Consider the following 24,569-nt stretch of genomic DNA (forward strand, 5'->3'; position numbering starts at 1 on the left):
CCGGGCCGGATGCATCGCCGTTCCGGCCCGGGATTAGATTGGTCGGCGTGACGACGGAGTCCTCTGACCTTTATCCCGTGACCCGCCTGGCCGCCGCCCGCGAGGCGACCGCCGCCGCCGGGCTCGACGCGCTGCTGCTCACGCCCGGTCCCGACCTTCGCTATGTGACAGGGTACGAGGCGCCGCCGCTGGAGCGGCTCACCTGCCTGGTGCTCCCGGCGAAGGGCGAGGCATTCCTGATGGTGCCCCGACTGGAGCTGCCGGCGGCCGAGCACTCACCGGCGTCGCGGCTCGGCGTCGAGTTCGTCCCCTGGGACGAGACCGACGATCCGTACGCGGTCGTCGGCAGGCGGCTGGGCGCGGTCCGCAAGGTCGGCCTCGCCGACCGGATGTGGGCGATGCAGTCGCTGCGCCTGCGCGACACGATCCCCGGCGCGGAGCAGGTGCTCGCCGGGACCGTCCTGCGCGGGCTGCGGATGCGCAAGAGCCCGGCGGAGGTGGCGGCGCTGCGCGAGGCGGGGGCCGCGATCGACGCCGTCCACGCCCAGGTGCCCGGCTTCCTGCGGGCCGGCAGGACCGAGCGCGAGATCGGCAGGGACATCGCCGAGGCGATCATCGCGGCCGGCCACTCCACCGTCGACTTCGTCATCGTCGGCTCCGGGCCCAACGGCGCCAGCCCGCACCACGAGCTGTCGGACCGCGTCGTCCAGGAGCGCGAGCCGATCGTGGTCGACATCGGCGGCCAGATGCCCGGCGGCTACTGCTCCGACTCCACGCGCGTCTACGCCATCGGCGAGCCTCCGGCGGGCTTCCTGAAGTACTACGAGGTGCTCAGGCGCGCCCAGCAGGCCGCCTGCGACGCCGTGCGCCCCGGGGTGCCGTGCGAGGCGATCGACGCCGCCGCCCGGGACGTGATCGCGGCCGAGGGGTACGGCGACTACTTCATCCACCGCACCGGCCACGGCATCGGCCTGGAGAGCCACGAGGAGCCCTACATCGTCGCGGGCAACGCCGAGCCGCTGGCGCCCGGCTTCGCCTTCTCCGTCGAGCCCGGTATCTACCTGCCCGGGGCCCACGGCGCCCGCATCGAGGACATCCTCGTCTGCACCGACGAGGGCAGCGAGCGGGTCAACCACCGCCCTCGCGAGCTGGTGGTCGTCTAACGGCGCCCGGACGACCGCGCCCGGCCGTGGCTCGCCCGGTCGCGGGGTGGACCGTACGGGCGGGTCTCGTACGGGAACGACCGGATCGCACGGGCAGGTCCCATACGGGCAGGTCCCATACGGGCGCGGCCACATCGCACGGCGGCTCTCGTACGGGCGCGGTCGGCTCGCACGGCCAGAGGTCTCGCACGGGCACGGGGACGGTCGCCACGGGCACCGGCACGGTCGTACGGCCGTCACGGGCACGGGGACGGTCGCGTGGCCGCGCTCGCGCGGCGGGTGCCAGAATCGGGGTGGCCGGTGATCCCGGCCACCCTCTCGTCGTCCGCGCCAGGGCTCCGCGCCGGGGACCTGGAGCACGCGGGCGCCCCCTCCCCGTGAACCCTGGGGCGGGGTCTCCACGCTGGAAGGACCCAGATGACCGTTGAGCGCGTTCTGCCGACCGGCGACGCCCATGACCTGCTGGACCTGGTCCGCGACCTGATCGGCAAGGAGGTCGCGCCCCGGGCCGCGGCCGACGAGTCCGCCGGGCGCTTCCCTCGGGAGGTGTTCACCACGCTCGGCCGCGCGGGGCTGCTCGGCCTGCCCTACCCCGAGGAGCACGGCGGGGCGGCGCAGCCGTACGAGGTCTACCTGCAGGTGGTCGAGGAGCTCGCGGCCGGCTGGCTGGCCGTCGGTCTCGGCCTGTCGGTCCACACGCTGTCGTGCTTCCCGGTGGCCGCCTACGGCACCGCCGAGCAGCGCGCCGCGCTGCTTCCCGAGATGCTGGGCGGCGAGTGGCTGGGCGCGTACTGCCTGTCGGAGCCGCAGTCGGGGTCCGACGCCGCCGCGCTGACGACCAGGGCGGTTCCCGGGGACGGCGGCCCGGCCGGCTCCACCGGCTCCACCGGCTACACGGTCGACGGCGTGAAGGCCTGGATCACCCACGGCGGCGTCGCCGACTTCTACACGCTGATGGCCCGCACCTCGGCCGACGGCGCGCGCGGCATCTCCTGTTTCCACGTGCCCGCCGGGACGGAGGGGCTGTCGTTCGGCGCGCCCGAGCGGAAGATGGGGATGAAGTCCTCGCCGACCGCCCAGGTCCGCTTCGACGGGGTGCGGCTGGCGCCCGAGGCCCTGCTGGGCTCCGAGGGGGAGGGTTTCCGGATCGCGATGGCCGCCCTGGACGGCGGCAGGCTCGGCATCGCCGCCTGCGCCGTGGGCGTGGCCCAGGCCGCCTTCGAGACCGCCACCGCGTACGCCGCCGAGCGCCGCCAGTTCGGCTCGCGGATCATCGACTTCCAGGGCATCGGCTTCATGCTCGCCGACATGGCCACCCAGATCGCCGCCGCCCGCGCCCTCTACCTGGACGCCGCCCGGCTGCGCGACGCGGGCCGGCCGTACGGCACGCGGGCCGCGATGGCGAAGCTCTTCGCCACCGACATGTGCATGAAGGTCACCACCGACGCGGTCCAGGTCCTCGGCGGCTACGGGTATGTGGAGGACTTCCCGGTCGAGCGCCACATGCGGGAGGCCAAGGTCCTGCAGATCGTCGAGGGCACCAACCAGGTCCAGCGCCTGGTCATCGGCCGCGCCCTCGCCAGGGAGGCGGGGAACGCCGGGCTGTGACGTCCACGGGCGTCCACGGGCGTCCACGGGCGTCCACGGGCGTCCACGGGCGTCCACGGGCGTCCACGGGCGTCCACGGGCGTCCACGGACGTCCACGGACGTCGCGGACGCCCGCCGGTGACCCGCCACGCGGTCCCGGCGGCGGCGGTCCGGGCCGCGGGGGCGCGTCGCCTCCCGGCCCGGACGCCGTGTCAGAGCCCGTACGTCTCCAGCAGCCGCAGCCAGATCTCGCTGACCGTGGGGTAGGACGGCACCGCGTGCCAGAGCCGGTCCAGGGGCACCTCGGCGACGACGGCGATCGTCGCCGAGTGCAGCATCTCGCCCACCGCGGGGCCCGCGAAGGTCACCCCGAGCAGCACGCGGCGCCGCTCGTCCACGACGGCCTTGGCCCTGCCCCGGTAGCCGTCGCCCTGCAGATAGGCCCCCGACACCCTGCCCAGGTCGTACTCGACCGTGCGGACGTCGAACCCGTCGGCGCGCGCCTCAGCCTCGGTCCGGCCGGCCGAGCACACCTGCGGGTCGGTGAAGACCACCTGCGGCGCGCCGTACGCGTCCGCCACGTCGCGCAGGCCCGGCAGGTCGTCGGGCTCGCCCTTGGCCCGCGCCGCGATGACGTCGCCGCACACCCGCGCCTGGTACTTGCCCATGTGGGTGAGCAGGGCGCGGCCGTTGACGTCGCCCACCGCGTACAGCCAGTCGCCGGAGACGCCGGTCGCGCGCATGCTGTCGTCGACCTCCACCGTGCGCCCGGCCTCCAGGCCGACGGTCTCCAGGCCGAGGTCGCCCGTCGCGGGACGCCTGCCGGTGGCCACCAGCAGCTCGTCGGCCTCGACGGGCGGGCCCTCGGACAGGTGGACCGTCACCGGCCCCCCGGGCGTGGGCCGCTCGACCTTCGTCACCTGGACGCCCATGCGCACCGTGATGCCCGCCTCGGCGAACGACTCGGCCACCAGCTCCCCGGCGAACGGCTCCATCCTGCCGAGCAGCCGGCCGCGCGCCAGCACCGTCGTCTCCCGGGCGCCGAGGCCGTGCATGGCCTGGGCCATCTCGCAGGCCACCACGCCGCCGCCCAGCACGGCCAGCCGCGCGGGCACGCTCCTCGCCGCCGTCACCTCGTGGCTCGTCCACGGCGACGCCTCCGCCAGGCCGGGGATCGGCGGGACGGCCGCGTCGCTGCCGGTGGCCAGCACGACCGCCCGCCGGGCGGTCAGCGTGCGGACCGAGCCGTCCTTCGAGGTCACCACGACCCGTTTGGGGCCGTCCAGCCGCCCGTGCCCCCGGACGAACTCCGCGGGCACGCTCCCGATCCACTCGACCTGGCCGCTGTCGTCGAAGTGGGACACCGCCTCGTCGCGCCGGGCGAGCACGGCGGCGGTGTCGATCGGGCCCACCGTCAGGCCGGGCACCCGGGAGACCTCGGCGGCCAGCTCCACCGGGCGCAGCAGCGCCTTGCTGGGGATGCACGCCCAGTAGGAGCACTCGCCGCCGGCCAGGTGCCTCTCGACGACCACGGCGGTCAGCCCTCCCCTGACCGCGCGGTCGGCGACGTTCTCGCCCGCGGGGCCCGCGCCCACAACCACCACGTCGAACTCGTCCGACACGACTTACCTCCCACAGAGAACCGGCCATCGGCCGCGCGCCGCCCCCGGCGACGCCGGTCCTACCAGCTTCGCATCCTCCGGCCGGGACCGGGGCCGCGCCCCGCCCCGGTGGGTCGCGCGGGATACGCGCGGCCCCGGCCGCGGCGGGAACCGCGGTCGGGGCCGGGAGGTGCGGTCGGGGTGGGACGGGGGAACGCGCGCCTCCACGTTCCCCCGTCCCGCCTCACGCCTTCGACAGGCGCTTGCTGAAGAACGTCACCGGCCTTTCGAGCCTCACGCCGTCCACGACGATGTCGACGACCTCGTTGTAGAAGGCGATGTGATCCCTGATCCTCTCGGCGGCCGGGATCGGGTCGGGGTAGGCCCACGCCACGTCGGCCGGGACGGACCCGTCCTCGCGCGCGGACCAGTAGGAGGCGACTCCCTTGTACGGGCAGCGGGTGCTGCTCGCCGTCGGCTCGAACAGCTCGAGGTTCACGTCCTCCGGGGGGAGGTAGTAGCGGGTGGGCAGGCCCGTCTCGAACAGCAGCACCGGGCGCCGGGTCTCCGCGACGACCCTGCCGTCGATCTCGACCCTGACGTGCCGCGAGCTGGGCACCGGATCGACCCGCTTGTACGGGTCACGGGGATGGACGAAGATCTCCTCCTCCTCTTCGTACCAGTGCTCGAGCACCTCGCCCTCGTGCTGGAACCACTCGAACGCGATGTGGCCGGGCAGGGCCGGATAGCGCCACGCGGCGTTCGCGACGGTCTCGCCGCCGATCACCAGGTCGTAGAGGACCGTGGACCCCTCGTGGACGCCGGTGGCCGGGTCGGCGGCCGGGCGCAGCAGGTCGGAGCGGACCTCGGCCTCGGGGAACGCGTAGCGGGGCACCGGGTGCGACGCCTCCCAGACCAGCACCGGGTTGCGGCTGTCGACGACGGTGACATCGCCCCTGGTCCCGCGGACCCAGCGCTCGCTGGGCTCCCAGTTGAACGTTCCTGACGCGGGCACGGCCTATGCCTCCGCGAGTTCCGCGAGCTCCGCGACGTACGGCCTGCGCTCGCGCCAGGCCGCGATCTGGTCGGGCCGCCCGAAGACCCGCAGGTACTCCTCGACCTGCCCGCCGGCCTGGTCCCACAGCAGCTCCGGCTCGAAGTCGCTGCCCTCGGGGCCGACGAACGGCTCCAGCGGCTCGATCACCGTGTCGAGGCTGGGATGCCAGAAGACGCCCGTGGAGCGCCGGGTGACCGTGCCGCCCGCCACGACGCGGTGCCGTCCGGGGCGGAGCCGCCCGTTCGTCCACTTGGTGAGGATGTGGCCGGAGAAGACCTGCAGGGCTCCGGGCACGATCGGCACCGGGATCCAGCTCCCGTCGGGCGCCTGCCCCTGCAGCCCCGCGTAGTCGCCGCGCTGGTGCAGCACGGTCAGCGCCGAACCGTCGGCGTGCTCCAGCAGGAGCAGCTTGTCGTCGTCCGCCCCGGTGTCCCCGTGCGTCCAGGTCGGGTAGTCGTTGACGACGAAGCTCGTGTAGTACGGGCGCCCGGAGATCGGGAACGTCGACAGGGGCACGCCGAGCACCCGGCTGTAGAGGCCGAGCACCCGCTCGGCCACGCGGACCGAGGCGTCGTGGTAGAGCCTGGCCACCCCGGCGAGGCCCGGCTCCTGCGGCGGCCAGACGTTGGGGTGGGCGTACAGCTGCGCGTACTCCTCCGACAGCCCCGCGGACCTCGCCTCCTCGACGGTGTCGAACTGGCCGATGTTGAAGCGCTCCAGCTCCAGTCGCCCGAAGTCGTCGGGCCACTGCCGCCAGCCCCGGTAGGGGTGCCCGGTCGGGCTGGCCAGCTTCGCCTTCTCCTCCCTGGGCAGGGCGAGGACGCGGCCGATCCGGTCGTGGAAGTCGTCGATCAGCTCGGCGGAGACGCCGTGGTTGACGACCTGGATGATGCCCACCTGCTCGGCCGCCGCGCGCACCGAGGCGATCAGCTCCTCGGGGGCGTCGTCGCTCAGGGCCAGTTCGAGGTCGATGACGGGGATCTGGGCGGTCATGCGGTTCTCCCTTGGATCGTGTCGAGCACTTCGCGCAGCACCCCGGCCAGATCGGCCGGGTCTTCCACCGTGACGAGCCGGGCCGACGGCACCCGGCGCGCGAGCTCGCCCGCGGAAGCCTCGCTCAGGCGGCCGCCGGTGGCGGGGCGGACGAGCAGGACGGGCACCTCGTATCCGGCGAGGACCTCCAGCTGCTCCCAGAGGGTCTCGTCGCCGAGGTGCGCCGCCGCCTCGGCGGGCAGGTTTCCCAGGTGGTGGCGCCAGGTCCACGTCCCGTCGGACTCCTCGACGAGCTCGTAGCGGACGTCGGCGACCAGGTCCTCCTCGGCGGCGTCGGGCCTGGCCTCCCTGAGCCGGTCGAGCGCCTCCTCCCGGGAGGTGTGGCGGCCCGACACGACGCCCGGCTCCCCCGAGGCGCCGGGAAGGGTGTCCACCAGCACCAGGGCCCGCACCAGGTCGGGCGAGCGGGCGGTCAGCGCGATCGCGGTCAGCGCGCCGAGACCGGCGCCGGCCACGACCTTCGAGGTGGGCGCGAAGGAGCGGATGGCCTCGCTCACCGCGGGGGCGAGCCTGCGCGGGGAGTAGACGCCGTTCCCGCGCCAGCCCGACCGGCCGTGGCCGGGCAGGTCCAGTGCCAGGGCCGGTCGGCCGAGTGCCAGCAGCACCCGGTCCCAGGAGCGGGCGCTGCGGCGCGCCTCGTGCAGCAGGACGATCTCGGCCGGGCCGGTGTCCCAGGTGACGCCGCTGACGTGGCCGCCGCTGACCACGGTGACCCAGCGGCGCTGGACGCGGTGCGGATCGGGGCCGGGCAGGCCGAGGCTCTCGGCGAGCTCGGGCAGCAGGGCGAATTCCTGTTCGGGTACCGCGAGTTTCGATGACATCGGTGCCTCCATGAGAGCTAGCGGGAAAACCAGGGGCGTGTTCTGGAGCGATCAGTCCTCCTTCTCTCGGGCGTCCCGGGCCTTCCGGGACTCCCGGCCGTCTTGGGTCTCTCGGGTCTCTTGGGCCTCTCGGGCGGTGGGAGCCGCCACCGGGACGGCGGCCCGCGGGAGGTCGCCCGCGTCGAGATGGCAGCGGACTGCGTGGCCGTCGCCGGTGTCCCGCACCGGCGGGTCCACCGTGTCGCAGAGCCCCTCGATCCGCAGCGGGCAGCGGGCCGCGAACCCGCAACCGGTCGCGCCCGCCCGGCCGGTCCGGCCCGCTCGCGCGGTCTTGCCGACCCGCCCGGCCTCGGCGGTTCGCGCGGTCTCGCCGAGCCGCCTGCTCTCGCCGGTCTGCCCGGTTCCGTTGACCTGCCCGGTTCTGTCGGTCCGCTCGGCCTCGCGGGTCTGCTCGATCCGCCTGCTCTCGTCGGTCCGCTCGGCCTCGCCGGTCTGCCCGGCTCCGTCGACCCGACCGGTTCCGTCGGCCCGCGCGGTTCCCGCCGGGCGGGCGCTCTCCGGTCCGTCCAGCCGGGCCCGCGACGCGGCGACCAGCGAGGCGGTGTACGGATGGTGGGGACCGGAGAGCACCCGCCCGGCGGGCCCCTCCTCGACGATCCGGCCGCGGTACATGACCGCGATCCGATCGGCCAGGTAGCCGACGACCGCGAGGTCGTGCGAGATGAACAGGTACGACGTCCCGGTCAGCCGCTGCTGCTCCGACAGCAGCCGCAGCACGCCCGCCTGCACGCTCACGTCGAGCGCCGAGACCGGCTCGTCGCACACCACCAGCTCGGGATCCCCGGCGAAGGCGCGGGCGATCGCGGCCCGCTGCTTCTGGCCGCCGGAGAGCCGGTCGGGGCGGGCGTCCAGCAGGTGGTCGTCCAGGTTGGCCCGCGCGGACAGCTCCGCGACGGTGCGGGAGCCGCCCAGCCCGCGGACCGCCCTGGTCAGGATCGCGCGGATCGTGTGGCTGGGGTTCAGCGACGTCTCGGGGTTCTGGAAGACCATCTGGACGCGGCGGCGGTCGCGCGCGTCACGCCGTCCCACGGTCGCGGCCAGCTCCCGCCCGTGCAGCGCGATCGTCCCCGTTCCCCGGGGGCCGAGCCCGGCGACGGCGCGGGCCACCGTCGTCTTGCCGCTGCCCGACTCGCCGACCAGGCCGAGGACCTCGGCGCGGCCGATGGTCAGGTCCACCCCGTCGACGACGGTGGTCCGGCCGTACTTCCTGGTCAGGCCGCGGACCTCCAGCAGCGGCACCCCGCGCGGGGCACCCGTCCCCCCGGCCGGGCCGGTGACCGCGCCGGTCGCGCCTGGCGCCGCCGCGAGCAGCGCGCCGGTGTGGTGGCAGCGGGCCCGTCGCCCGCCGGGGGCGGCCTCGAGCACGGGCGTCCTCTCCCGGCAGAGGTCGTCGGCGAGGGCGCATCGGGGCGCGAACGCGCACCCGCGGACCTCCTCACCGGGGACCGGGGGCCGGCCGGGGATGGCCGCGAGCTCCCGCGCGTGGCGGGAGACGCCCAGCCGGGGGACGCTCGCCAGCAGCGCCGAGGTGTAGGGATGCCGCGCGCTCGCCATCACCTCGGCAGCGGGGCCCTCCTCGACCATGCGCCCCGCGTACAGGACGCCGACGCGTTCGCACAGGCGCCCGACCAGCGCCAGGTCGTGGCTGATCAGCACCACGGCCGCGTCCGTCTCCGCGCGCAGCGCCCAGACGAGGTCGAGGATCTCGTGCTGCACCGTCGCGTCCAGGCCGGTCGTCGGCTCGTCGAGGACGAGCAGGCGGGGGCGGGTGGCCAGCGCGGCGGCGATCACGACGCGCTGCTGCTGGCCGCCGGAGAGCTGGTGGGGGTAGCGCCGCGCGATCGCGGCCGGGTCCGGCAGCCGCACCCCGGCCAGCAGCGAGACCGCCTCCCGCCGGGCCTCGGCCCGGCCGCGTCCCTGCAGCCTGAGGACCCCCGCGAGCTGCGCGCCGATCCGCATCGTCGGGTCGAGCGAGCTGCCCGCCTCCTGGTGCACGACGGCGAGCGAGGTGGTCCGCCAGCGCCGCAGGTCCGCGGGGGAGAGGTCCAGCACCTCGACGCCGTCCACGGTCACCCCGCCGCCGGTGATCGAAGCGCCCGGCGGCAGGTGGCGGCCCAGCGCACGGCTCAGCGTGGTCTTGCCGCACCCCGACTCGCCCACGATCCCGTACGTCTCGCCCGGGGCGACGTCGAAGGAGACGTCCGTCACCGCCGGGGTCTCGCCGCGCGCCGTGCGGTAGGAGACCGACAGCCCCGCCACCCGCAGTCCCCGGCCCGCCGGTCCGGGGCCGTGCGGGTTCTCTCCGCGCGGTCGCGCCACGCCGACGCCTTCGGCCACGGGCTCCCGGGGGGCCGGGAGCCGGGGTTCGCCGGTGCCCGCGGCCCCGACGCGCCCTGTCCAGGTCACGATGCCTCCCATCTGCCGCGCAGCGCGTCGGCGACGAGCGCGATCCCCACCACCAGCGAGGCGATGGCCAGCGCGGGGGCGAGCACGGTCCAGGGCGCGAGCTGGAGCCAGACACGGTTGTCCGAGACCGACGCGCCCCAGTCGGGGGAGCCCGGCGGCTGGCCGAGCCCCAGGAACGACAGCGTCGCGGCGGCGAAGATCGCGTCGCCGAACCGGGAGGTCGCCTCCACCAGCACGGTCGTGCCGACATTGGGGAAGATCTCCCGCCGCATCAGCGACCAGGGGCGTTCCCCGCGCAGCCTGGCCGCCTCGACGTACGCCTTCTCCCGCTCGACCAGCGTCGCCGCGCGGACGCTGCGGGCCACGATGGGCACGAACGACCCCGCGACGACCAGCACCATGACGGTGACCGAACGGCCCGCCAGCGCCACGAACAGCACCGCGGCGATGATCGCGGGGAAGACCACGACCGCGTCGAGCAGCCGCATGACGATCTCGTCGACGAGACCGCCGAACGTCCCCGCCACCAGGCCGACCGCGGTGCCCGCCACGACGGCGAGCGCGGTCGCGAGCGGCGCCACCTGCAGCACCGGACGGGCTCCCGCGAGCATCCTGGAGAAGGTGTCGCGGCCGAACTGGTCGGTGCCCAGCCAGTGCTCGGGACCCGGGGGCAGGAAGCGGCTCAGGGGGTCGTGCTGCTGCGGGTCGTAGGGCACCAGCTGCGGCCAGAACGCGGCGACGACCGCCCAGGCCAGCACGAGCGCGCCGCCCGCGACGAGGGCCACGCGGAAGCCGCGCCCGGCCGCCCGCCGCCGCACCCCGCCCGCCGTGACGGCGCTCATGCGCGCTCCCTTCCGTACCCGGCACCCGGTGTTCCACGGCGCCCACCGGCCGGGCGCCTCGCGCGCCCGTTCACGCGGCGGCCCCGCCGAGCCGGATCCGGGGGTCGAGCAGGCGGTAGGCCAGGTCGGCCACCAGGATGATCAGCATGTAGAGGATGCCGAGCACCATCGCGGTGGCCTGCAGGGTCGGCAGGTCCTTGTCGATCGCCGACTGCAGCAGCAGGGCGCCGATGCCCGGGTAGTTGAACAGCAGCTCGACGGCGACCAGCCCGCCGAGCAGGAACTGCAGCTGCACGCCGAGCGCGCTGGTGGCCGGCACCGTGGAGTTGCGCAGCACGTGCCGCCGCACCACCCGGGCCCGGCCGAGACCGCGCAGCTCCGCGGCCCTGACGTACGGGCTCTCCACGGCCGCCACGGTGCCGGCGCGCACGTGGCGTGCGACGTAGCCGGTGCACAGCAGGACGAGGGAGATCACCGGCAGCGCCAGGTGGCCGAGCCGGGTCGAGATCGTCGCGCCGTCCGGCGCCTGGGCCGAGGCGGGGAACCAGCGCAGCCGCACCGCGAAGACGACCAGCAGCACCACCCCCGTCACGAACTCGGGGATGGCGCCCAGGGCCAGCCCGGTGACGCTGATGACCCGGTCGGCGGCGCGGTCGTGGTAGACCCCCGCGATCAGCCCGAGCGTCACCGCGACCGGGACCAGCAGGGCGAACGCCAGCCCGCCCAGGACCAGCGAGTCGGCGAGACGTCCGAGCACGAGCTCGCGGACCGGCACCCCGAGGGTGTGGGAGTCGCCCCACCCGCCGGTGAAGAACCCCGACAGCCAGTCGGCGTAGCGGTCGGCGAGCGGCCGGTCGAGCCCCAGCTGCTCGCGGAGCCGCGACACGGCCTCCTCGCCCGCCTCGCGGCCCAGGATCGTGCGGGCCACGTCGCCGGGGACCAGCTCGGTGGCGGCGAAGACGAGCAGGGACACCGCGAGCAGGGTGAGCGGGATCGCCGCCAGCCGCCGGAGCAGGAATCGCCTCATGCCGCCCTACAGCCGCGAGACCGAGCTGAAGTCGACATAGCTCGATGGATGGGCCGACACGCCGGTGAAGCGCTTGGCGTCGTAGGCCCGGACGGCGCCGCTCCAGACCGCGATGATCACCGGGACGTCCTCGTGGAGCGCCCCGGCGATGATCGCGGCCTGGGCCCGGCGCTCCTCGTCGGTCGTCGCCGAGTCGTAGGCGTCGGTGGCGGCGTCCAGCGCGGGGTTGGCGTACTTCGAGCCGTTCCACACGCCGCCGCTCTTGACCATCGGGATGACGAACTGGCTGGGCACCGCGCGCCCGGCCCAGCCCACCAGGTTGGCCGGGGTGAACAGCCAGGGGGTGTCCTTCTCCTGGTCGCCGCCGTAGAAGTCGCCGGAGGTGCGCTGGTCGAGCTCCACCTCGATGCCGACCTGCTTGAGCTGGTCCTGCACGGTGAGGGCGTAGTCCTTGCTCGGCGGGTCGTACGTCAGCGCGAAGGAGAGCCTGTCCACCCCGGCCGCGGCGAGCAGCGACGCGACCTTCGCCGGGTCCTTGGCCCGCTGCGGCACGTCCGGCGGCGCGGCCGGGAACAGGGCGGCGAACAGGTGGTCGTTGCCCAGCGCGCCGATGTCGTCGTAGACGCCCGCGTTCACTCCCGGCCGGTCCAGGGCGTACGCGATCGCCTGGCGCACCTCCTTCCTGTCGAAGGGCGGCTGGTCCACGCGCAGGGTGAAGGCGGTCAGGCCGGTGCCCTGAACCTGGTCGACGGTGATGCCGCCGACCCCGTCGAGCGGCCCGGCCAGCGCGGGGCGGCTGAGGATCTGGGTGTCGATCTCGCCGCTCTGCAGCGCGAGGAGGTCCGCCTGGTCGTCGGCGTAGAACGTGATCCGCACACCGTCCAGGTACGGCTTTCCCGGCTCCCAGTACTTCGGGTTGCGCGTGAACACCGCACCGCTGGAGGCGTCGTACGACTCCAGCAGGAACGGGCCGGTGCCGACCGGCTTGCCGGTGAAGTCGCCCGCGTAGTCCTCCTTGAGGATCACCGCGTTGTAGTTTCCGGCCGAGACCAGGTACGGGAAGTCGGAGAAGGGCCGTTCCAGGGTGAAGACGACCGTCGAGTCCCCCCGGACGCCGATGCCGCCCCTGGCCAGGACCGAGTCGAACGCCGCCGCGGCGGCGGACTTGCTCTTCGGATCGAGCAGCCGGTCGAAGGTGGCCTTGACCGCCTTCGCGTTCAGCGGCGTGCCGTCGGAGAAGGTGACGCCCTCGCGAAGGGAGAAGACCCAGCGCCTGCCGCCCTCCTCGGACTCCCACTTCTCGGCGAGGCGGGGCACGAGCTTGAAGTCCCTGTCCAGCCAGATCAGGTAGTCGGCCACCAGCTGGACGATCGCGATCGCGGAGCCGTCGTACATGGTGACGGGGTCGACCGCGGTCGGCGGCGGGGGAGAGCCGGCGCGCAGGACGCCGCCGGTCTTCGGGGTGCCCGGCGCGGAGGCGGGAACCGTCCGGGAGCCGCTCGCCCCCGCCGTGTCGCCCGCGCCGCCCGCGCAGGCGGCGAGCAGCCCGGTCAGCGCGGCGCCCCCGGCCGCGCCGAGGAAGAGGCGTCGTGACAGGCCGGGGAGGCGGGACAACACCTCGCCGCCGGGACCGCCGGGACCGCCGGGGGCGGAGGTGCCCCGAGGGTCGGGATGGGGGGATTTCTGCATGGGAGGGTCTCCTCGCGGTCGCGGCTGGTGAGGATCCGCGCAGCTCGGCGACGTCCTGCGGCGGCTCGAATATATCCACACTATTCAGGTAGGAATAATGGGCTGTCAAGAGCGCGTGGCCGATCGGGACCGGATGGCGCGACCTTTCCCTTCCTTTCCCGGCCCCTTCCCGTCGCTTCCGGCCTTCCTCTCTGTTCCGGTCTGTTCCGGCCCTTTACCGGACAGAAACGACGCAGAGCGCCCCCCGGTCAAGAGGAGGGCGCCCTGGGGCGTTTCGGTCCCGCGACCCGGAAGACGGGGCCAGGCGGCACAGACCCGCCGGCCCGGCGGGTCCGTGCCGCCGGTGGCGGCGTCCCGGGTTCTGACCGCTAGCGGCGGCGCCCGCGGGCCTTGAGGGGGGTCAGGGGCAGCTCGGGCGCGGGCAGCGGGGCGGCTCCCGCGCCGGGCACCGTGCCGAACCCCTCGCCCTCCATCCACTCCCGCCGGAACCGGACGATGTCCTCGTGGCTGCGGCCGACGAAGTTCCACCACATGACGATCCGCTCCTCGAACGGCTCGCCGCCGAGGAGCAGCAGCCGCCCGGCCCCCTCGGCTTCCACGGCCAGCTCCGAGCGTCCGCTGCCCAGGTAGAGCAGCGGGCCGGGGGAGAGGTCCGTACCGCCGACCCGCACGGTGCCGGACAGGGCCAGCACGGCGTACTCGAAGCCGGGACGGAGCGGGACCGAGGTCCCGGCGCCCGCCTCCAGCGTCACCTCGGCCCCGACCAGCGGGGTGTGGACCGTCGCCGGGGAGGTGACACCGCCCAGCTCGCCCATGATGACGGTCACCGTGACGCCCGGCGACGACGGCGACGACGGCGCTGTCAGCGTGGGCAGCACCGGGTGGTGCTCGAAGGCCGGGGCGCCCCCGCGGGCGGCGGAGGGGAGCGCCACCCACAGCTGGACCCCGTGCAGCACGGCCTCGGACGGCGACTCCTCCGCGTGGGAGATGGCCCGCCCGGCGGTCATCAGGTTGAGCTGGCCCGGCCTGATCAGCTGCTCGCTGCCGACGCTGTCGCGGTGCAGGACCTCGCCCTCCACGAGCCAGCTGACGGTCTGCAGGCCGGTGTGCGGGTGCGGGGGGACGTGCATCGTCGCCCGCTCGGGGCCGTAGTGGTCGACGAAGCACCACGCGCCGACCATCCTGACGTCCCGGTTCGGCAGGGTCCTGGTGACCCTCATCGCCCGGGGACCGCCCAGCACCACGTCCCGGCCGGTCAGCAGCTCGTTCACCGGTTCCGCGGCCACGTCCGCGAGGCCGCCGCAGGCCGACTCCCGCGGATCCGTTTCCAGGTTGCTCATGCCGTGACTGTACGACTCGATCCCGGCGGCATGGGCAGGGCCATCCCGGGGGCGGGATCGCATGCGTGGAGGGCGGCTCGTTCCGGTATCTTTCGTCCACCCCGCCGGGCACCCGCCGCTCCGGCGGGACGACACCGTATGAAGTGAGAGGCCGTTGACCACCGAGACACCTTCCCGCGGATCTCGGAAGAGCCGCTGGAGCGCGCAGACGTGGTTCAACGTCGTGCTGCTCGCCATGACTCTCCTGCTCGGGGTGTCGGCGATTGTCGGCGCCACGGTCCTGCAGAACGCGGCGTCCGCCTCCAACAGGCTGATCGACCACATCTCGGTGGGCAGGATCCAGGCGGAGCGCCTGCAGGCGACCCTGCTGAACCAGGAGACCGGGGTGCGGGGCTTCGTCATCACCGGCAAGGAGGAGTTCCTGCAGCCGTACGTGGAGGGGCGGCGCGACGAGCTCGTCGTGTCGTCACAGATCGCGCGGCTGGTGCCGGGCACGGAACCGCTGGCGGCACTCCAGGAGGTGGGGCGGCGGGCCGCCGACTGGCGGACCCGCTACGCGGAACCGATGATCGCCAGCGTCAGGGAGAAGGGCCCGGAGAGCGTGAGCGCCGAGCAGGCCGAGGAGAGCAAGCGCTCCTTCGACGCCGTCAGGAAGGCGCTCGACACCCAGAACGTCGCCTGGAGCCACGCGAGGGAGCTGGCCCGTGCCGACCTGGAGGCCGCCCGCACGGTCAGGGACGCCACCTTCTTCGGCATCCTGGCCGCCTTCCTGATCACCATCGTCACGGTGGCGGTGCTGCTGAGGATCGCGGTGTTCGGACCCCTGGCCCGTCTCCGCGAGGCCTCCCGCCGGGTCACCATGGGAGATTTCGCGCACCACGTCGACACCGGCGGCCCCGCCGACCTCGCGGAGCTGGCCGACGACATGGAGGCGATGCGTCGGCGCATCGTCACCGAGCTGGAGGAGGCCCGCGGCTCCCGGCTGCGGATCGCCGCCCAGGCCGAGGAGCTGAAGCGCTCCAACGCGGAGCTGGAGCAGTTCGCCTACGTGGCCTCGCACGACCTGCAGGAGCCGCTGCGGAAGATCGCCTCCTTCTGCCAGATGCTCCAGCAGCGGTACGCCTCCCAGCTCGACGAGAGGGCCAACACCTACATCGACTTCGCCGTGGACGGCGCCAAGCGCATGCAGGTGCTCATCAACGAGCTGCTCACCTTCTCCCGGGTGGGCCGCGTCGCCAGGGAACCCGTCGAGATGGACCTGAACGACGTGGTCGGCAGAGCCCTGGCCAACCTCTCGGCGGCGGTGGAGGAGTCCGGGGCCGAGATCGAGGTCGGGGACCTGCCCGCCGTCGTCGGGGACCGGACCCAGTTCGTGATGCTCTGGCAGAATCTGATCGGCAACTCCCTGAAGTTCCGCGACCCCGGCCGCGCGCCCCGGGTCACGATCGAGTCCGAGCGGCTCGACGGGGAGGTGCGGATGACCGTGACCGACAACGGCATCGGCATCTCGCCCAACTTCGCGGACAAGATTTTCGTCATCTTCCAGCGGCTGCACCAGCGGGACGCCTACGAGGGCACCGGGATCGGCCTGGCGCTCTGCAGGAAGATCGTGGAGCAGCACGGCGGCACGATCCGGCTGGACACCGAGCACACCGGGGGTGCCCGCTTCGTCATCACGCTGCCCGCCGGGGCCGTCGCGCCGGAACGGGAGGGGCCCCCGGAGATCGCGGTTGGGACCGTGCCGTGACACGCGGACGGTACGTGCGGGATCCGAATGCCGTTACCGTTTACCGGATGGAGGAGATCGACCGCCGTATCGTCACGTTGCTGGCCAAGGATGGCCGGATGAGCTTCACCGATCTCGCCAGGGAGACCGGGCTTTCGGTGTCGGCGGTGCACCAGCGGGTGCGCCGGCTGGAGAAGCGCGGGGTGCTGCGCGGGTACGCCGCGCTGGTCGACTACGACGCCATCGGGCTCTCGCTCACCGCGTTCGTCTCCATCAAGCCGATCGACCCTGCCGCCGCCGACGACGCCCCGGAGCGGCTGGCCCATCTGAGCGCCGTCGAGGCCTGCCACAGCGTGGCCGGGGACGAGAGCTACATCCTCAAGGTCCGGGTGGCCTCGCCGATCGCGCTCGAGGAGCTGCTGAACCAGATCCGCACCGCCGCCAACGTCTCCACCCGCACGACGGTCGTGCTCAGCACGCCGTACGAGCACCGCACCCCGGAGCCGGCGGGTCAGGAGAACGGGAAGCCCGAGGAGCGCGCCTGACCTCCGGGGCGGGTCCGCCGGTGTTTTCCCCGGGCGCGGTGATCGGCCCACGTGCGGTAAGGGCCGTCGGCGTTTCCCCGAAGGCGATGACCGGCCCGCTCCCCGCTTCGGGGAGCGCGTACGAAGGACCGTTTCCCCGAAGGTGGCGACCGGCCCGCTCTCCTCTCCTCGGGAGGTTGTTCCTGATTTGCCGGGAGTGAGGTGATTGATCCAAGCTGGACGAATGCCTCCCAGAAAGATCATCATTGACTGCGACCCGGGGATCGACGACGCGCTGGCGCTCGTCCTCGCCCACGGGAGCCCCGATCTGGAGATCCTGGGGATCACCACGGTCGGCGGCAACGTCGAGCTGGCCAGGACCACCGACAACGCGCTGCGGCTCCGCGAGTTCCTGGGGTTCAGCGGGGTGCCGGTCGTCGCGGGCAGCGCGGGCGCGCTCCTGCGCCCCCGGGTGAACGCGGCCGGGGTGCACGGGGACTCGGGCCTCGGGGAGGCGCTGCTGCCCCCGGCGTCGCTCCCGCCGGCCGCCGGGCACGCCGTCGACTTCATCATCGAGACGCTCCGGGCCGATCCGGGCGAGGTGACCCTGGTCGCCATCGGCCCGCTCACCAACGTGGCGCTCGCCGTGCTCAGGGAGCCCGCGATCGTGAGCTGGGCTCGGGGCCTCACGATCCTCGGCGGGTCCTACACGCGGGGCAACTTCTCTCCCGCGGCCGAGTTCAACATCGCCGCCGACCCGGAGGCCGCCGCGGTCGTCTTCGGCGCGGGCTGGACGGTGACCATGATCGGTCTCGACGTGAGCCGCGGCGCCGTGACCACCGAGGCGGTGGCGGACCGCATGGCGGCCATGGGCAGGCTCGGCGCCGACCTGCTCCTGCCGTGCGTGCGGTTCTACGGCACGATCACCGCCGAGGACGGGCCCGCGATCCACGACGCCTGCGCGATCGCCCACCTGATCGACCCGTCGCTGATCACCCTCGAACCCGCCGTCGTGGACGTCGAGACGGCGGGCCGCTTCACCGCCGGGATGACCGTGACCGACTTCGCCCTCCGGGGCCGCGCCCCCAACGCCCTGGTCGGCACCTCCCTCGACGTGGGCCGCTTCTGGGACCTCCTGCTGACCGTCTACGCCCGGGTCGCGGAGTCGATCGAGCCCTGAGGCCGCTTTCGCGGGACGGACTCCTCAGGGGATGATCCTGCGGCGGCGGAGGTCGCCGAGGATGTCCAGGAACATCGCCTCGGTGTCGACGTACTCGTGGAAGCCGAAGCGCCGGGCCTTGGAACCGTCGGCGAAGAAGTCGTAGTCCCAGGAGAACACGGCGTCGCCAAAGGCCCAGGAGGACACGTCCTTGTACGGGTGCGGCTCCAGCCCGTACCTCTCGGTCATGGCGTCCCAGAGCGGCTCCTTGTCGGCCATGACGACGTCGAGCGACATCGGCAGGGGAGGGGCCACCTCCAGGTCGAAGAACCCGGCGATCCTCGGCCACATGTCGTTCCAGCGGAAGAGGTCGCCGTTGTTGACGTTGAACGCCTGGTTGGCGCAGCGCTCGTCGGTCGCCGCCCAGACGGTCGCCCTGGCCAGCAGTCCCGCGTCGGTCATCTCCAGCAGCGTGTCGTAGGCCCCCGGCCTGCCGGGGAAGCGCAGCGGCAGGCCCAGCTCCTTCGAGATCGCGCCGTACACCGCGATCACCATGGCCAGGTTCATCGGGTTGCCGAGGGCGAAGCCGCACACCACGGACGGGCGGATCGCCGTCCACGTCCACCCGGAGCCCTTCTGACGCTCCTCCAGGAAGTTCTGCTGGTCGACGTTGAACTCCGGCGGCATGTGGTGCGGGTCGCTCTCGCGGGCCGGGGTCTTGAAGGGACCCAGGTGCGCGCCGTAGACCTTGTATCCCTGCATGAGGCTGACGTGCCGCAGGCCCGGAGCCACCGGTTCGACCGCGTCGACGACGTTGACCAGCATGGCGAGGTTGGGCGGAACGAGCTCGGCCCAGGTCGGCCGGTCCTGGTAGGCGGCGTAGAAGACGTGGGTCACGTCGGTGAGCTCGCCGAGCTTCTTGGCGCAGTCGTCCCGGTCGAGCAGGTCGACCCGTACGTGGCGGACCCGTCCCGCGCTCTCCCCGCCGCGGCGCGACAGGCCGATCACCTCCCAGTCGCCGAGCGCCGCGAGGTGGTCGACCAGGTTGCGGCCGATCACCCCCTGAGCGCCGACGACGAGGGCGACCTTGGGCTGGGTGCTCATCGTTCTTCTCCCGATCGGTGCGGATGGGCCGGCGCGCGGTCACGTTCCCGTGCCGGTGCCGTGCGATCCGATTCTGCGGGGCTCCCTCCCTATGAGTCCAAGGCTTGTTTCTTGTCGCGGCCATGAGCGTCGTTTATGGCGGACGTCGCGGGTGCTCGAAGCTTTACATGACCCAAAGTCATGATTTATGGGGCTCTGATAATTTTTGCGCATGCTGAGCCTGCGACAGCTCGAATACCTGGTGACCATCGTCGACCAGGGCTCCTTCACGCGGGCCGCCGAGATCCTCCACGTCACGCAACCGGCCCTGTCGCACCAGATCCGGGCGCTGGAGCGGTCGGTCGGCGCCTCACTGCTCGAACGGCTGCCCAGGGCCGTCCACCTCACGGCGGCCGGGCGCGCGATGCTGCCCCACGCGCGAGCCGCCCTCGCCGACGCGGCCCGCGCCCTGTCGGCCGTACGCCAGACGACCGGGCTGGCCGGGGGAGAGCTGCGGCTGGCGACGGTCTACTCGGTCAGCCTGGGCGTGCTGCCCGCCGCGCTGCGCGCCTGGAGCGGTCTCCATCCCGGGGTCGACGTCAGGCTCTTCGAACACCGCCACGCCGACGAGCTGGCGGAGGCGATGGCGAGCGGGCAGGCCGACCTCGCCGTCGGTCCCCGGCCCGCGTCCTGGGCGGGGCCGGTGCGCACGCTCGGCGTCGAGGAGTTCGTCGTGGCCGTCTCCTCCGGCGACCCCCTCGCGTCCGGCGGGGCGTCCTCGGTGGATCTGGGTGATCTCCGCGACCGCCGTTGGGTCCACTACGCCCCCGGTAACGGCCTGGCCGACATCCTGGACCGCGCCTGCGCGAAGGCCGGATTCCAGCCCAGGATCGCGGTGCGCACCGAGCAGACGGCGTCGGCCCCGACCCTCGCGGCCGCCGGGCTCGGGCCCGCGCTCATCCCCGCCAATATCGTGCCAGGGGGGTACGAGGGCCACATCCTCCGGCCGAGGCCCGCCGTGACCCGGGTCCTCACCGCCTACGCGCGCACCGGGTTCGACGCCCTCGGCGGGGCCTTCCTCACCCTGCTCGCCGAGAGCGCGGCGGCCACGCTCCTTCCCCCCGCTTCCCTCGCGGGACGCCCGCCCGGCCTCCTGAACGACCCGCTTCGGAAACGACCCGCTTCGGACGACCCACTGAGCGGCCTGCGCTGAGCGGCCCGCCCCTGAGCGGCTCGCTTCGGACGACCCACTGAGCGCCCCCTGGCCCGCCCGTCCCGGGTCGTACGCGCTCCCCGTCCCCGCGCGCCGCGGCCCGCGCCGTGAGACGCGGGCCGTGCGCGGCGCGATGTCACCCCGCCCCGGTCACCCCGTCATGTCAGGGCGTGGAAGTGGGCCCGGAGCCGGGCCCTCGCCCCCTCGGTGGCACCGAGGGCGTCCAGGCCCAGGAGGGCGGCGCCCATGATGGGCGCGACGTCGGCGACGATCAGCTTGGCCTGCGGGGCGCTCTCGGCGAAGCCCCGCTCCAACAGCTCGCTCATCAGCGGGTCGCGGGCGGTGAGCACGCCTCCGCCCAGGACCACCTCCATCGGGACGGAGAGCAGATCCAGGCGGCGCATCGCGACCACCGCGAGCACGACGACCTCCTCGGCCATCCGCGCCACCAGTGAGCGGGCCACCCCGTCCCCCCGGTTCGCGACCGCCATCAGCACCGGGACCAGCTCGTTCAGCCTGCCGTAGGGAAGCTCGCCGAAGTGGACGGCGAGGGACACCTCCTCGACGGTGCGGGTGCCGAAGTGCTCGCGGACCGCGGGGACCAGCGCGCTGGCCGGACCCCGGCCGTCCTCGGCGCGCACGGCGTGCCAGAGCGTCTCCTCGCCTAGACCGAGGCCGCCGCCCCAGTCGCCGGTGAGCCGTCCCAGCGCGGGGTATCTCGCGACCTCCCCCGAGGGGGAGACCGCCACCGCGTTGATCCCCGCGCCGCACACCACGGCCACCCCCGAGGGCCCGGAGGCCCCGGCGCGCAGCAGCGCGAAGGTGTCGTTGCCGACGGTCGCCTCCCTGCCGTACCCCCGGGCGAGGATCTCCTCGCGGAGCGCCTCCTCCTCCACCGGCAGGTCCGCGCCCGCCACGTACGCGGCCACGTGGTCGGCGTAGGGCGTGGCCGTGCCGGGGCCGAGCGCGGAGCGCACGGTGTCGCCGATCGCGTCGATCGCGACGCCCACCCCCGCGGTCTGCGGCTGGAAGGCGCCGCCGCGCCCGGTGGCGAGGACCGAGCCGTCCTCGGCGACGAGCGCGATGTCGGTCTTGCTGTTGCCGCCGTCGACCGCCAGGACCGTTCTCACGCGGTCGCCCAGGACAGGTGCCCGCGGTTGGCCTCGATCAGGCGCCTGGCCAGGTCGCCGGAGAGCGAGGCCTGGCCGATCAGCGGGTGGGCCAGCAGCGCGTCGGCGACGCGGTCCTCGCCGCCGTGCAGCGCGGCCTCGAGCGCGAGCGTCTCGTACGCCGTGACGTGGGCGATGAGCCCGGCGAAGAGGGGTTCCACCGGGTCGACGGGCAGCGCGGTCGCACCCGCAGAGGTGATCGTGGCCGGGACCTCGATGACCGCCTCGTCGGGCAGGAACGGCAGCGTGCCGTCGTTGCGCAGGTTCACCACCTGGGTGTCGCCGCGGTCGCCGGCCAACGAGGCGATCAGCGCCACCGCGGCCTCGGAGTAGAAGGCGCCGCCGCGCCTGCCCAGCAGCTCGGGCTTGGTGTCCACCGCGGGGTCGGCGTACAGCTCGAGCAGGGTCTTCTCCATCGCCGCGACCTCGGCCGCGCGCGACGGCTTGGTCCGCTGCTCCTCCACCACCAGGTCGTGCTCGTAGAAGTAGCGCAGGTAGTAGGAGGGCACCACGCCCAGGTGGCGGATGAGCGCGGCGGGCAGGCCGACGTCCCGGCCGATCTCCTCGGCGTGGCTCTCCAGCAGCTTCGGCAGCACGTCCACCCCGTCCAGGTGGACGGACCGTTCCCAGGTGAGGTGGTTCAGGCCGACGTGGCCGAGTGAGATCCTCTCGGGGGCGACGCCCAGGTTCGCGGCGAAACGGCGCTGGAAGCCGATGGCCACGTTGCACAGGCCGATGGCCCGGTGCCCCCCCTCCAGCAGCGCCCTGGTGACGATGCCGACCGGGTTGGTGAAGTCGACGATCCAGGCGCCGGGCGCGTGCCTCCTGACCTTCTCCGCGATGTCCAGCACCACCGGCACCGTGCGCAGCGCCTTGGCCAGCCCGCCCGCGCCGGTCGTCTCCTGCCCGACGCAGCCGCACTCCAGCGGCAGCGTCTCGTCCACGTTCCGCGCCGCCTGGCCGCCGACGCGCAGCTGCAGCAGGACCGCGTGCGCCCCGGCGACGCCCTCCTCGACCGAGGTGGTCGCGACGACCGTGGCCGGATGCCCGGCCCGCGCCAGCATCCGGCGGGCCATGCCGGACACCAGATCCAGCCGGTGGGTGTCCGGATCGACCAGCGCGATCTCGGTCAGCGGCAGCTCGTCGCGCAGCCGCGCGAACCCGTCGATCAGCTCCGGCGTGTACGTCGAGCCGCCCCCGACAACGGCGAGTTTCACCCTTTTACTCCTGTCAGCGTGACGCCCTCGATGAAAACCCTCTGGGCGAAGAAGAACACGATGATGACCGGGGCCATGACGAGCAGGGTCGCCGCCATGGTGAGGTTCCACTGCACGCTGTGCAGTGCCCGGAAGGACGCCAGCCCGAGGGAGAGCGTCCAGTTTGCCTCGTTTGTCTGGGCGTAGAGCAGCGGACCATAGTAATCGTTCCAGCAGTAGAAGAACTGGAACAGGCCCACCGCCGCTATCGCCGGACGCGCCATCGGCAGGATCACCTTGACGAGGGTCCGGAAGTCCGAGCAGCCGTCCACCCTGGCGGCCTCGGTGTACTCCCTGGGGATGGTGACCAGGAACTGCCGGAGCAGGAAGATGGAGAAGGCGTCGCCGAACAGCATCGGCAGGATCAGCGGCCACAGCGTGCCGGTGAGGTCCAGCCGCGCCCAGATGAGATAGACGGGCACCGCGACGACCTGGGGCGGCAGCATCATCATCGTGATGACCGCGAGGAAGGCCAGCCTGCGCCCCCGGAAGCGGAAGCGGGCCATCGCGTACGCCACCGGGATCGACGACAGCAGCATGAACGCGGTGCCGAGCCCGGCGTACAGGAACGTGTTGCCCAGCCAGGCCAGCAGCTGTGACCTGGCGAAAACGTCGGCGAAGTTGGACCAGTTCCAGGTGCGGGGCCACAGGTCGCCGGTGAGCGCCTGGTCGTTGCTCATGACGGCCGTCAGCGCCACGAACACCAGCGGGCCGAGGAACATCAGCGACAGCGCGATGGCGAGGGCGTGGGTGGCGATCCAGTACAGGACCGCGCGGCCGCGCGGGCCGCGCGCGGCGGCCCCGGCGGGCCGCTTGGCCAGGGGGGCCGGGGTGGTCAGGGCGGTCACCGGTCTCCTCCTTCGTCGAACGCGCGGAACCTGCGGAGCAGGATGAGGGTGAAGACCGTGGAGAACGCGAACAGCAGCAGGGCCAGCACGCAGGCGTATCCCATGCTGAAGTCGCGGAAGCCCACGTGGAACAGCCACTGGGCCAGCGTCAGCGTCGACAGCTCGGGGTATCCGGGCACGAAGGTGCTGCCGGGGGAGTCGGTGACCCCCGCCGCGACCCGGGAGGCGATCATCGCCTGGGTGAAGTACTGCAGGGCGTAGATGACGCCGGTGACCGTCGAGAACATCAGCACCGGCGAGATCGTCGGCAGCGTGATGCTCCTGAACTGTCGCCACGCCCCCGCCCCGTCGATGGCCGCGGCCTCGTACAGGTGTTTGGGCACGTCCAGCAGGGCGGCCAGGAAGATCATCATGGTGTTGCCGATGCCCCACATGGCCAGCATGGTCAGGCCGGGCTTGGACCAGTCCTTGTCGCCGAACCAGTCGGGCGCGGCGATCCCGAAGAGCTCGATGAACTGGTTGAGCGGTCCCGAGGGGTTCAGCAGGAACACGAAGGAGACCGTGCCGGCCACCACCGGGATCAGCGACGGCAGGTAGAACACCGTGCGGAAGAGGCCGGCGCCCGACTTGAGCCGGGTGAGCAGCCACGCCACGCCCAGCCCGAAGAGCACCTGCGCGGGGACCATGAGGACCACCAGCCACAGCGTGTTCCTGATGGCCGCCCAGGCCCGGTCGTCCACCAGAAGGTAACGGTAGTTGTCCAGGCCGACGAACTCCAGCGTGAACAGGTCGTAGCGGTGGAAGGAGAAGTAGACCGTCGCCGCGAGGGGGTAGGCGAAGAACACCGCGAACCCCACCAGCCAGGGTGACATCCAAAGGAGGGCCTTGAGGCCCTCGCCGCGCCACCGGCGGGGCGGCGCGGCGTGGACGATGCTCATCGAGGA

At 73.3% G+C, this 24,569-nt stretch carries 20 protein-coding genes; 6 read left to right on the forward strand and 14 right to left on the reverse strand.

Going from position 1 to position 24,569, the window contains the following annotated elements; translation table 11 throughout:
* The first annotated feature begins 47 nt into the window (after positions 1–47).
* Positions 48–1,163, forward strand: coding sequence for a M24 family metallopeptidase (locus tag OG587_RS25100; RefSeq protein ID WP_329079360.1), 1,116 nt, complete (start codon positions 48–50; stop codon positions 1,161–1,163).
* A gap of 417 nt (positions 1,164–1,580) precedes the next feature.
* Positions 1,581–2,771, forward strand: coding sequence for an acyl-CoA dehydrogenase family protein (locus tag OG587_RS25105; RefSeq protein WP_329079362.1), 1,191 nt, complete (start codon positions 1,581–1,583; stop codon positions 2,769–2,771).
* Between the two features lie 192 nt (positions 2,772–2,963).
* Here the strand turns inward: OG587_RS25105 and OG587_RS25110 are convergent, their stop codons facing one another.
* The 9 genes from OG587_RS25110 to OG587_RS25150 all read right to left on the reverse strand — a co-directional run bounded on the left by OG587_RS25110 (position 2,964) and on the right by OG587_RS25150 (position 14,647).
* The gene (locus tag OG587_RS25110) at positions 2,964–4,373 is read right to left on the reverse strand and encodes a dihydrolipoyl dehydrogenase family protein (RefSeq protein WP_329079364.1); all 1,410 of its coding nucleotides are present in this window, start codon (positions 4,371–4,373) and stop codon (positions 2,964–2,966) included.
* Positions 4,374–4,596: 223 nt separating this feature from the next.
* The gene (locus OG587_RS25115; RefSeq protein ID WP_329079365.1) at positions 4,597–5,367 is read right to left on the reverse strand and encodes a DUF427 domain-containing protein; all 771 of its coding nucleotides are present in this window, start codon (positions 5,365–5,367) and stop codon (positions 4,597–4,599) included.
* Between the two features lie 3 nt (positions 5,368–5,370).
* Positions 5,371–6,402: a 2-oxoglutarate and iron-dependent oxygenase domain-containing protein gene (locus OG587_RS25120; RefSeq protein WP_329079366.1), complete on the reverse strand. Its 1,032-nt coding sequence runs from the start codon at positions 6,400–6,402 to the stop codon at positions 5,371–5,373.
* Entirely contained in the window at positions 6,399–7,283 is an 885-nt protein-coding gene (locus OG587_RS25125; RefSeq protein WP_329079368.1) for an alpha/beta fold hydrolase, read from the reverse strand. The genes OG587_RS25120 and OG587_RS25125 overlap by 4 nt, the downstream gene beginning before the upstream one ends.
* A 51-nt stretch (positions 7,284–7,334) precedes the next feature.
* Positions 7,335–9,749: an ABC transporter ATP-binding protein gene (locus tag OG587_RS25130; protein ID WP_329079369.1), complete on the reverse strand. Its 2,415-nt coding sequence runs from the start codon at positions 9,747–9,749 to the stop codon at positions 7,335–7,337.
* Positions 9,746–10,591 (reverse strand): ABC transporter permease, encoded by an 846-nt coding sequence (locus OG587_RS25135; RefSeq protein ID WP_329079372.1) that lies wholly within the window; start codon positions 10,589–10,591, stop codon positions 9,746–9,748. The genes OG587_RS25130 and OG587_RS25135 overlap by 4 nt, the downstream gene beginning before the upstream one ends.
* 70 nt (positions 10,592–10,661) lie before the next feature.
* Positions 10,662–11,618: an ABC transporter permease gene (locus OG587_RS25140; protein WP_329079374.1), complete on the reverse strand. Its 957-nt coding sequence runs from the start codon at positions 11,616–11,618 to the stop codon at positions 10,662–10,664.
* 6 nt (positions 11,619–11,624) lie between these two features.
* Positions 11,625–13,307 carry an ABC transporter substrate-binding protein gene (locus OG587_RS25145; protein WP_329079375.1) on the reverse strand — a complete coding sequence of 561 codons (1,683 nt, stop codon included), beginning with the start codon at positions 13,305–13,307 and terminating at the stop codon, positions 11,625–11,627.
* A 368-nt stretch (positions 13,308–13,675) separates the two neighbouring features.
* Complete coding sequence (locus OG587_RS25150) at positions 13,676–14,647, reverse strand: pirin family protein (protein WP_329079376.1); 972 nt, start codon at positions 14,645–14,647, stop codon at positions 13,676–13,678.
* A gap of 154 nt (positions 14,648–14,801) precedes the next feature.
* On the opposite strand from OG587_RS25150, the gene OG587_RS25155 reads away from it, so the two are divergent.
* From OG587_RS25155 to OG587_RS25165, 3 genes are all read left to right on the forward strand, one after another.
* Positions 14,802–16,394 (forward strand): sensor histidine kinase, encoded by a 1,593-nt coding sequence (locus OG587_RS25155; RefSeq protein WP_329079377.1) that lies wholly within the window; start codon positions 14,802–14,804, stop codon positions 16,392–16,394.
* 47 nt (positions 16,395–16,441) lie between these two features.
* Entirely contained in the window at positions 16,442–16,918 is a 477-nt protein-coding gene (locus OG587_RS25160) for an Lrp/AsnC family transcriptional regulator (protein ID WP_329079379.1), read from the forward strand.
* A 223-nt stretch (positions 16,919–17,141) separates the two neighbouring features.
* Positions 17,142–18,077 carry a nucleoside hydrolase gene (locus OG587_RS25165; protein WP_329079381.1) on the forward strand — a complete coding sequence of 312 codons (936 nt, stop codon included), beginning with the start codon at positions 17,142–17,144 and terminating at the stop codon, positions 18,075–18,077.
* Positions 18,078–18,101: 24 nt separating this feature from the next.
* Here OG587_RS25165 and OG587_RS25170 read toward each other — a convergent pair whose 3' ends face one another.
* A complete protein-coding gene (locus tag OG587_RS25170; RefSeq protein ID WP_329079383.1) occupies positions 18,102–19,160 on the reverse strand; it encodes an SDR family oxidoreductase in 1,059 nt (352 codons plus the stop codon).
* 211 nt (positions 19,161–19,371) lie between these two features.
* On the opposite strand from OG587_RS25170, the gene OG587_RS25175 reads away from it, so the two are divergent.
* Positions 19,372–20,352, forward strand: a complete 981-nt coding sequence (locus OG587_RS25175) for a LysR family transcriptional regulator (RefSeq protein ID WP_329079385.1) — start codon at positions 19,372–19,374, stop codon at positions 20,350–20,352.
* A 158-nt stretch (positions 20,353–20,510) separates the two neighbouring features.
* Here OG587_RS25175 and OG587_RS25180 read toward each other — a convergent pair whose 3' ends face one another.
* The 4 genes from OG587_RS25180 to OG587_RS25195 are packed head-to-tail and all read right to left on the reverse strand — an operon-like array spanning position 20,511 to position 24,563.
* Positions 20,511–21,482, reverse strand: a complete 972-nt coding sequence (locus tag OG587_RS25180; protein WP_329079387.1) for an N-acetylglucosamine kinase — start codon at positions 21,480–21,482, stop codon at positions 20,511–20,513.
* Positions 21,479–22,738, reverse strand: a complete 1,260-nt coding sequence (locus OG587_RS25185) for a 6-phospho-beta-glucosidase (protein ID WP_329079389.1) — start codon at positions 22,736–22,738, stop codon at positions 21,479–21,481. The genes OG587_RS25180 and OG587_RS25185 overlap by 4 nt, the downstream gene beginning before the upstream one ends.
* Positions 22,735–23,625 (reverse strand): carbohydrate ABC transporter permease, encoded by an 891-nt coding sequence (locus OG587_RS25190; protein ID WP_329079391.1) that lies wholly within the window; start codon positions 23,623–23,625, stop codon positions 22,735–22,737. Before OG587_RS25190 ends, OG587_RS25185 begins: the two co-directional genes overlap by 4 nt.
* Complete coding sequence (locus OG587_RS25195; protein WP_329079393.1) at positions 23,622–24,563, reverse strand: carbohydrate ABC transporter permease; 942 nt, start codon at positions 24,561–24,563, stop codon at positions 23,622–23,624. Before OG587_RS25195 ends, OG587_RS25190 begins: the two co-directional genes overlap by 4 nt.
* Positions 24,564–24,569 lie beyond the last annotated feature (6 nt).

The sequence above is a fragment of the Streptosporangium sp. NBC_01469 genome (assembly GCF_036227305.1).
Classification (GTDB): Bacteria; Actinomycetota; Actinomycetes; order Streptosporangiales; family Streptosporangiaceae; genus Streptosporangium.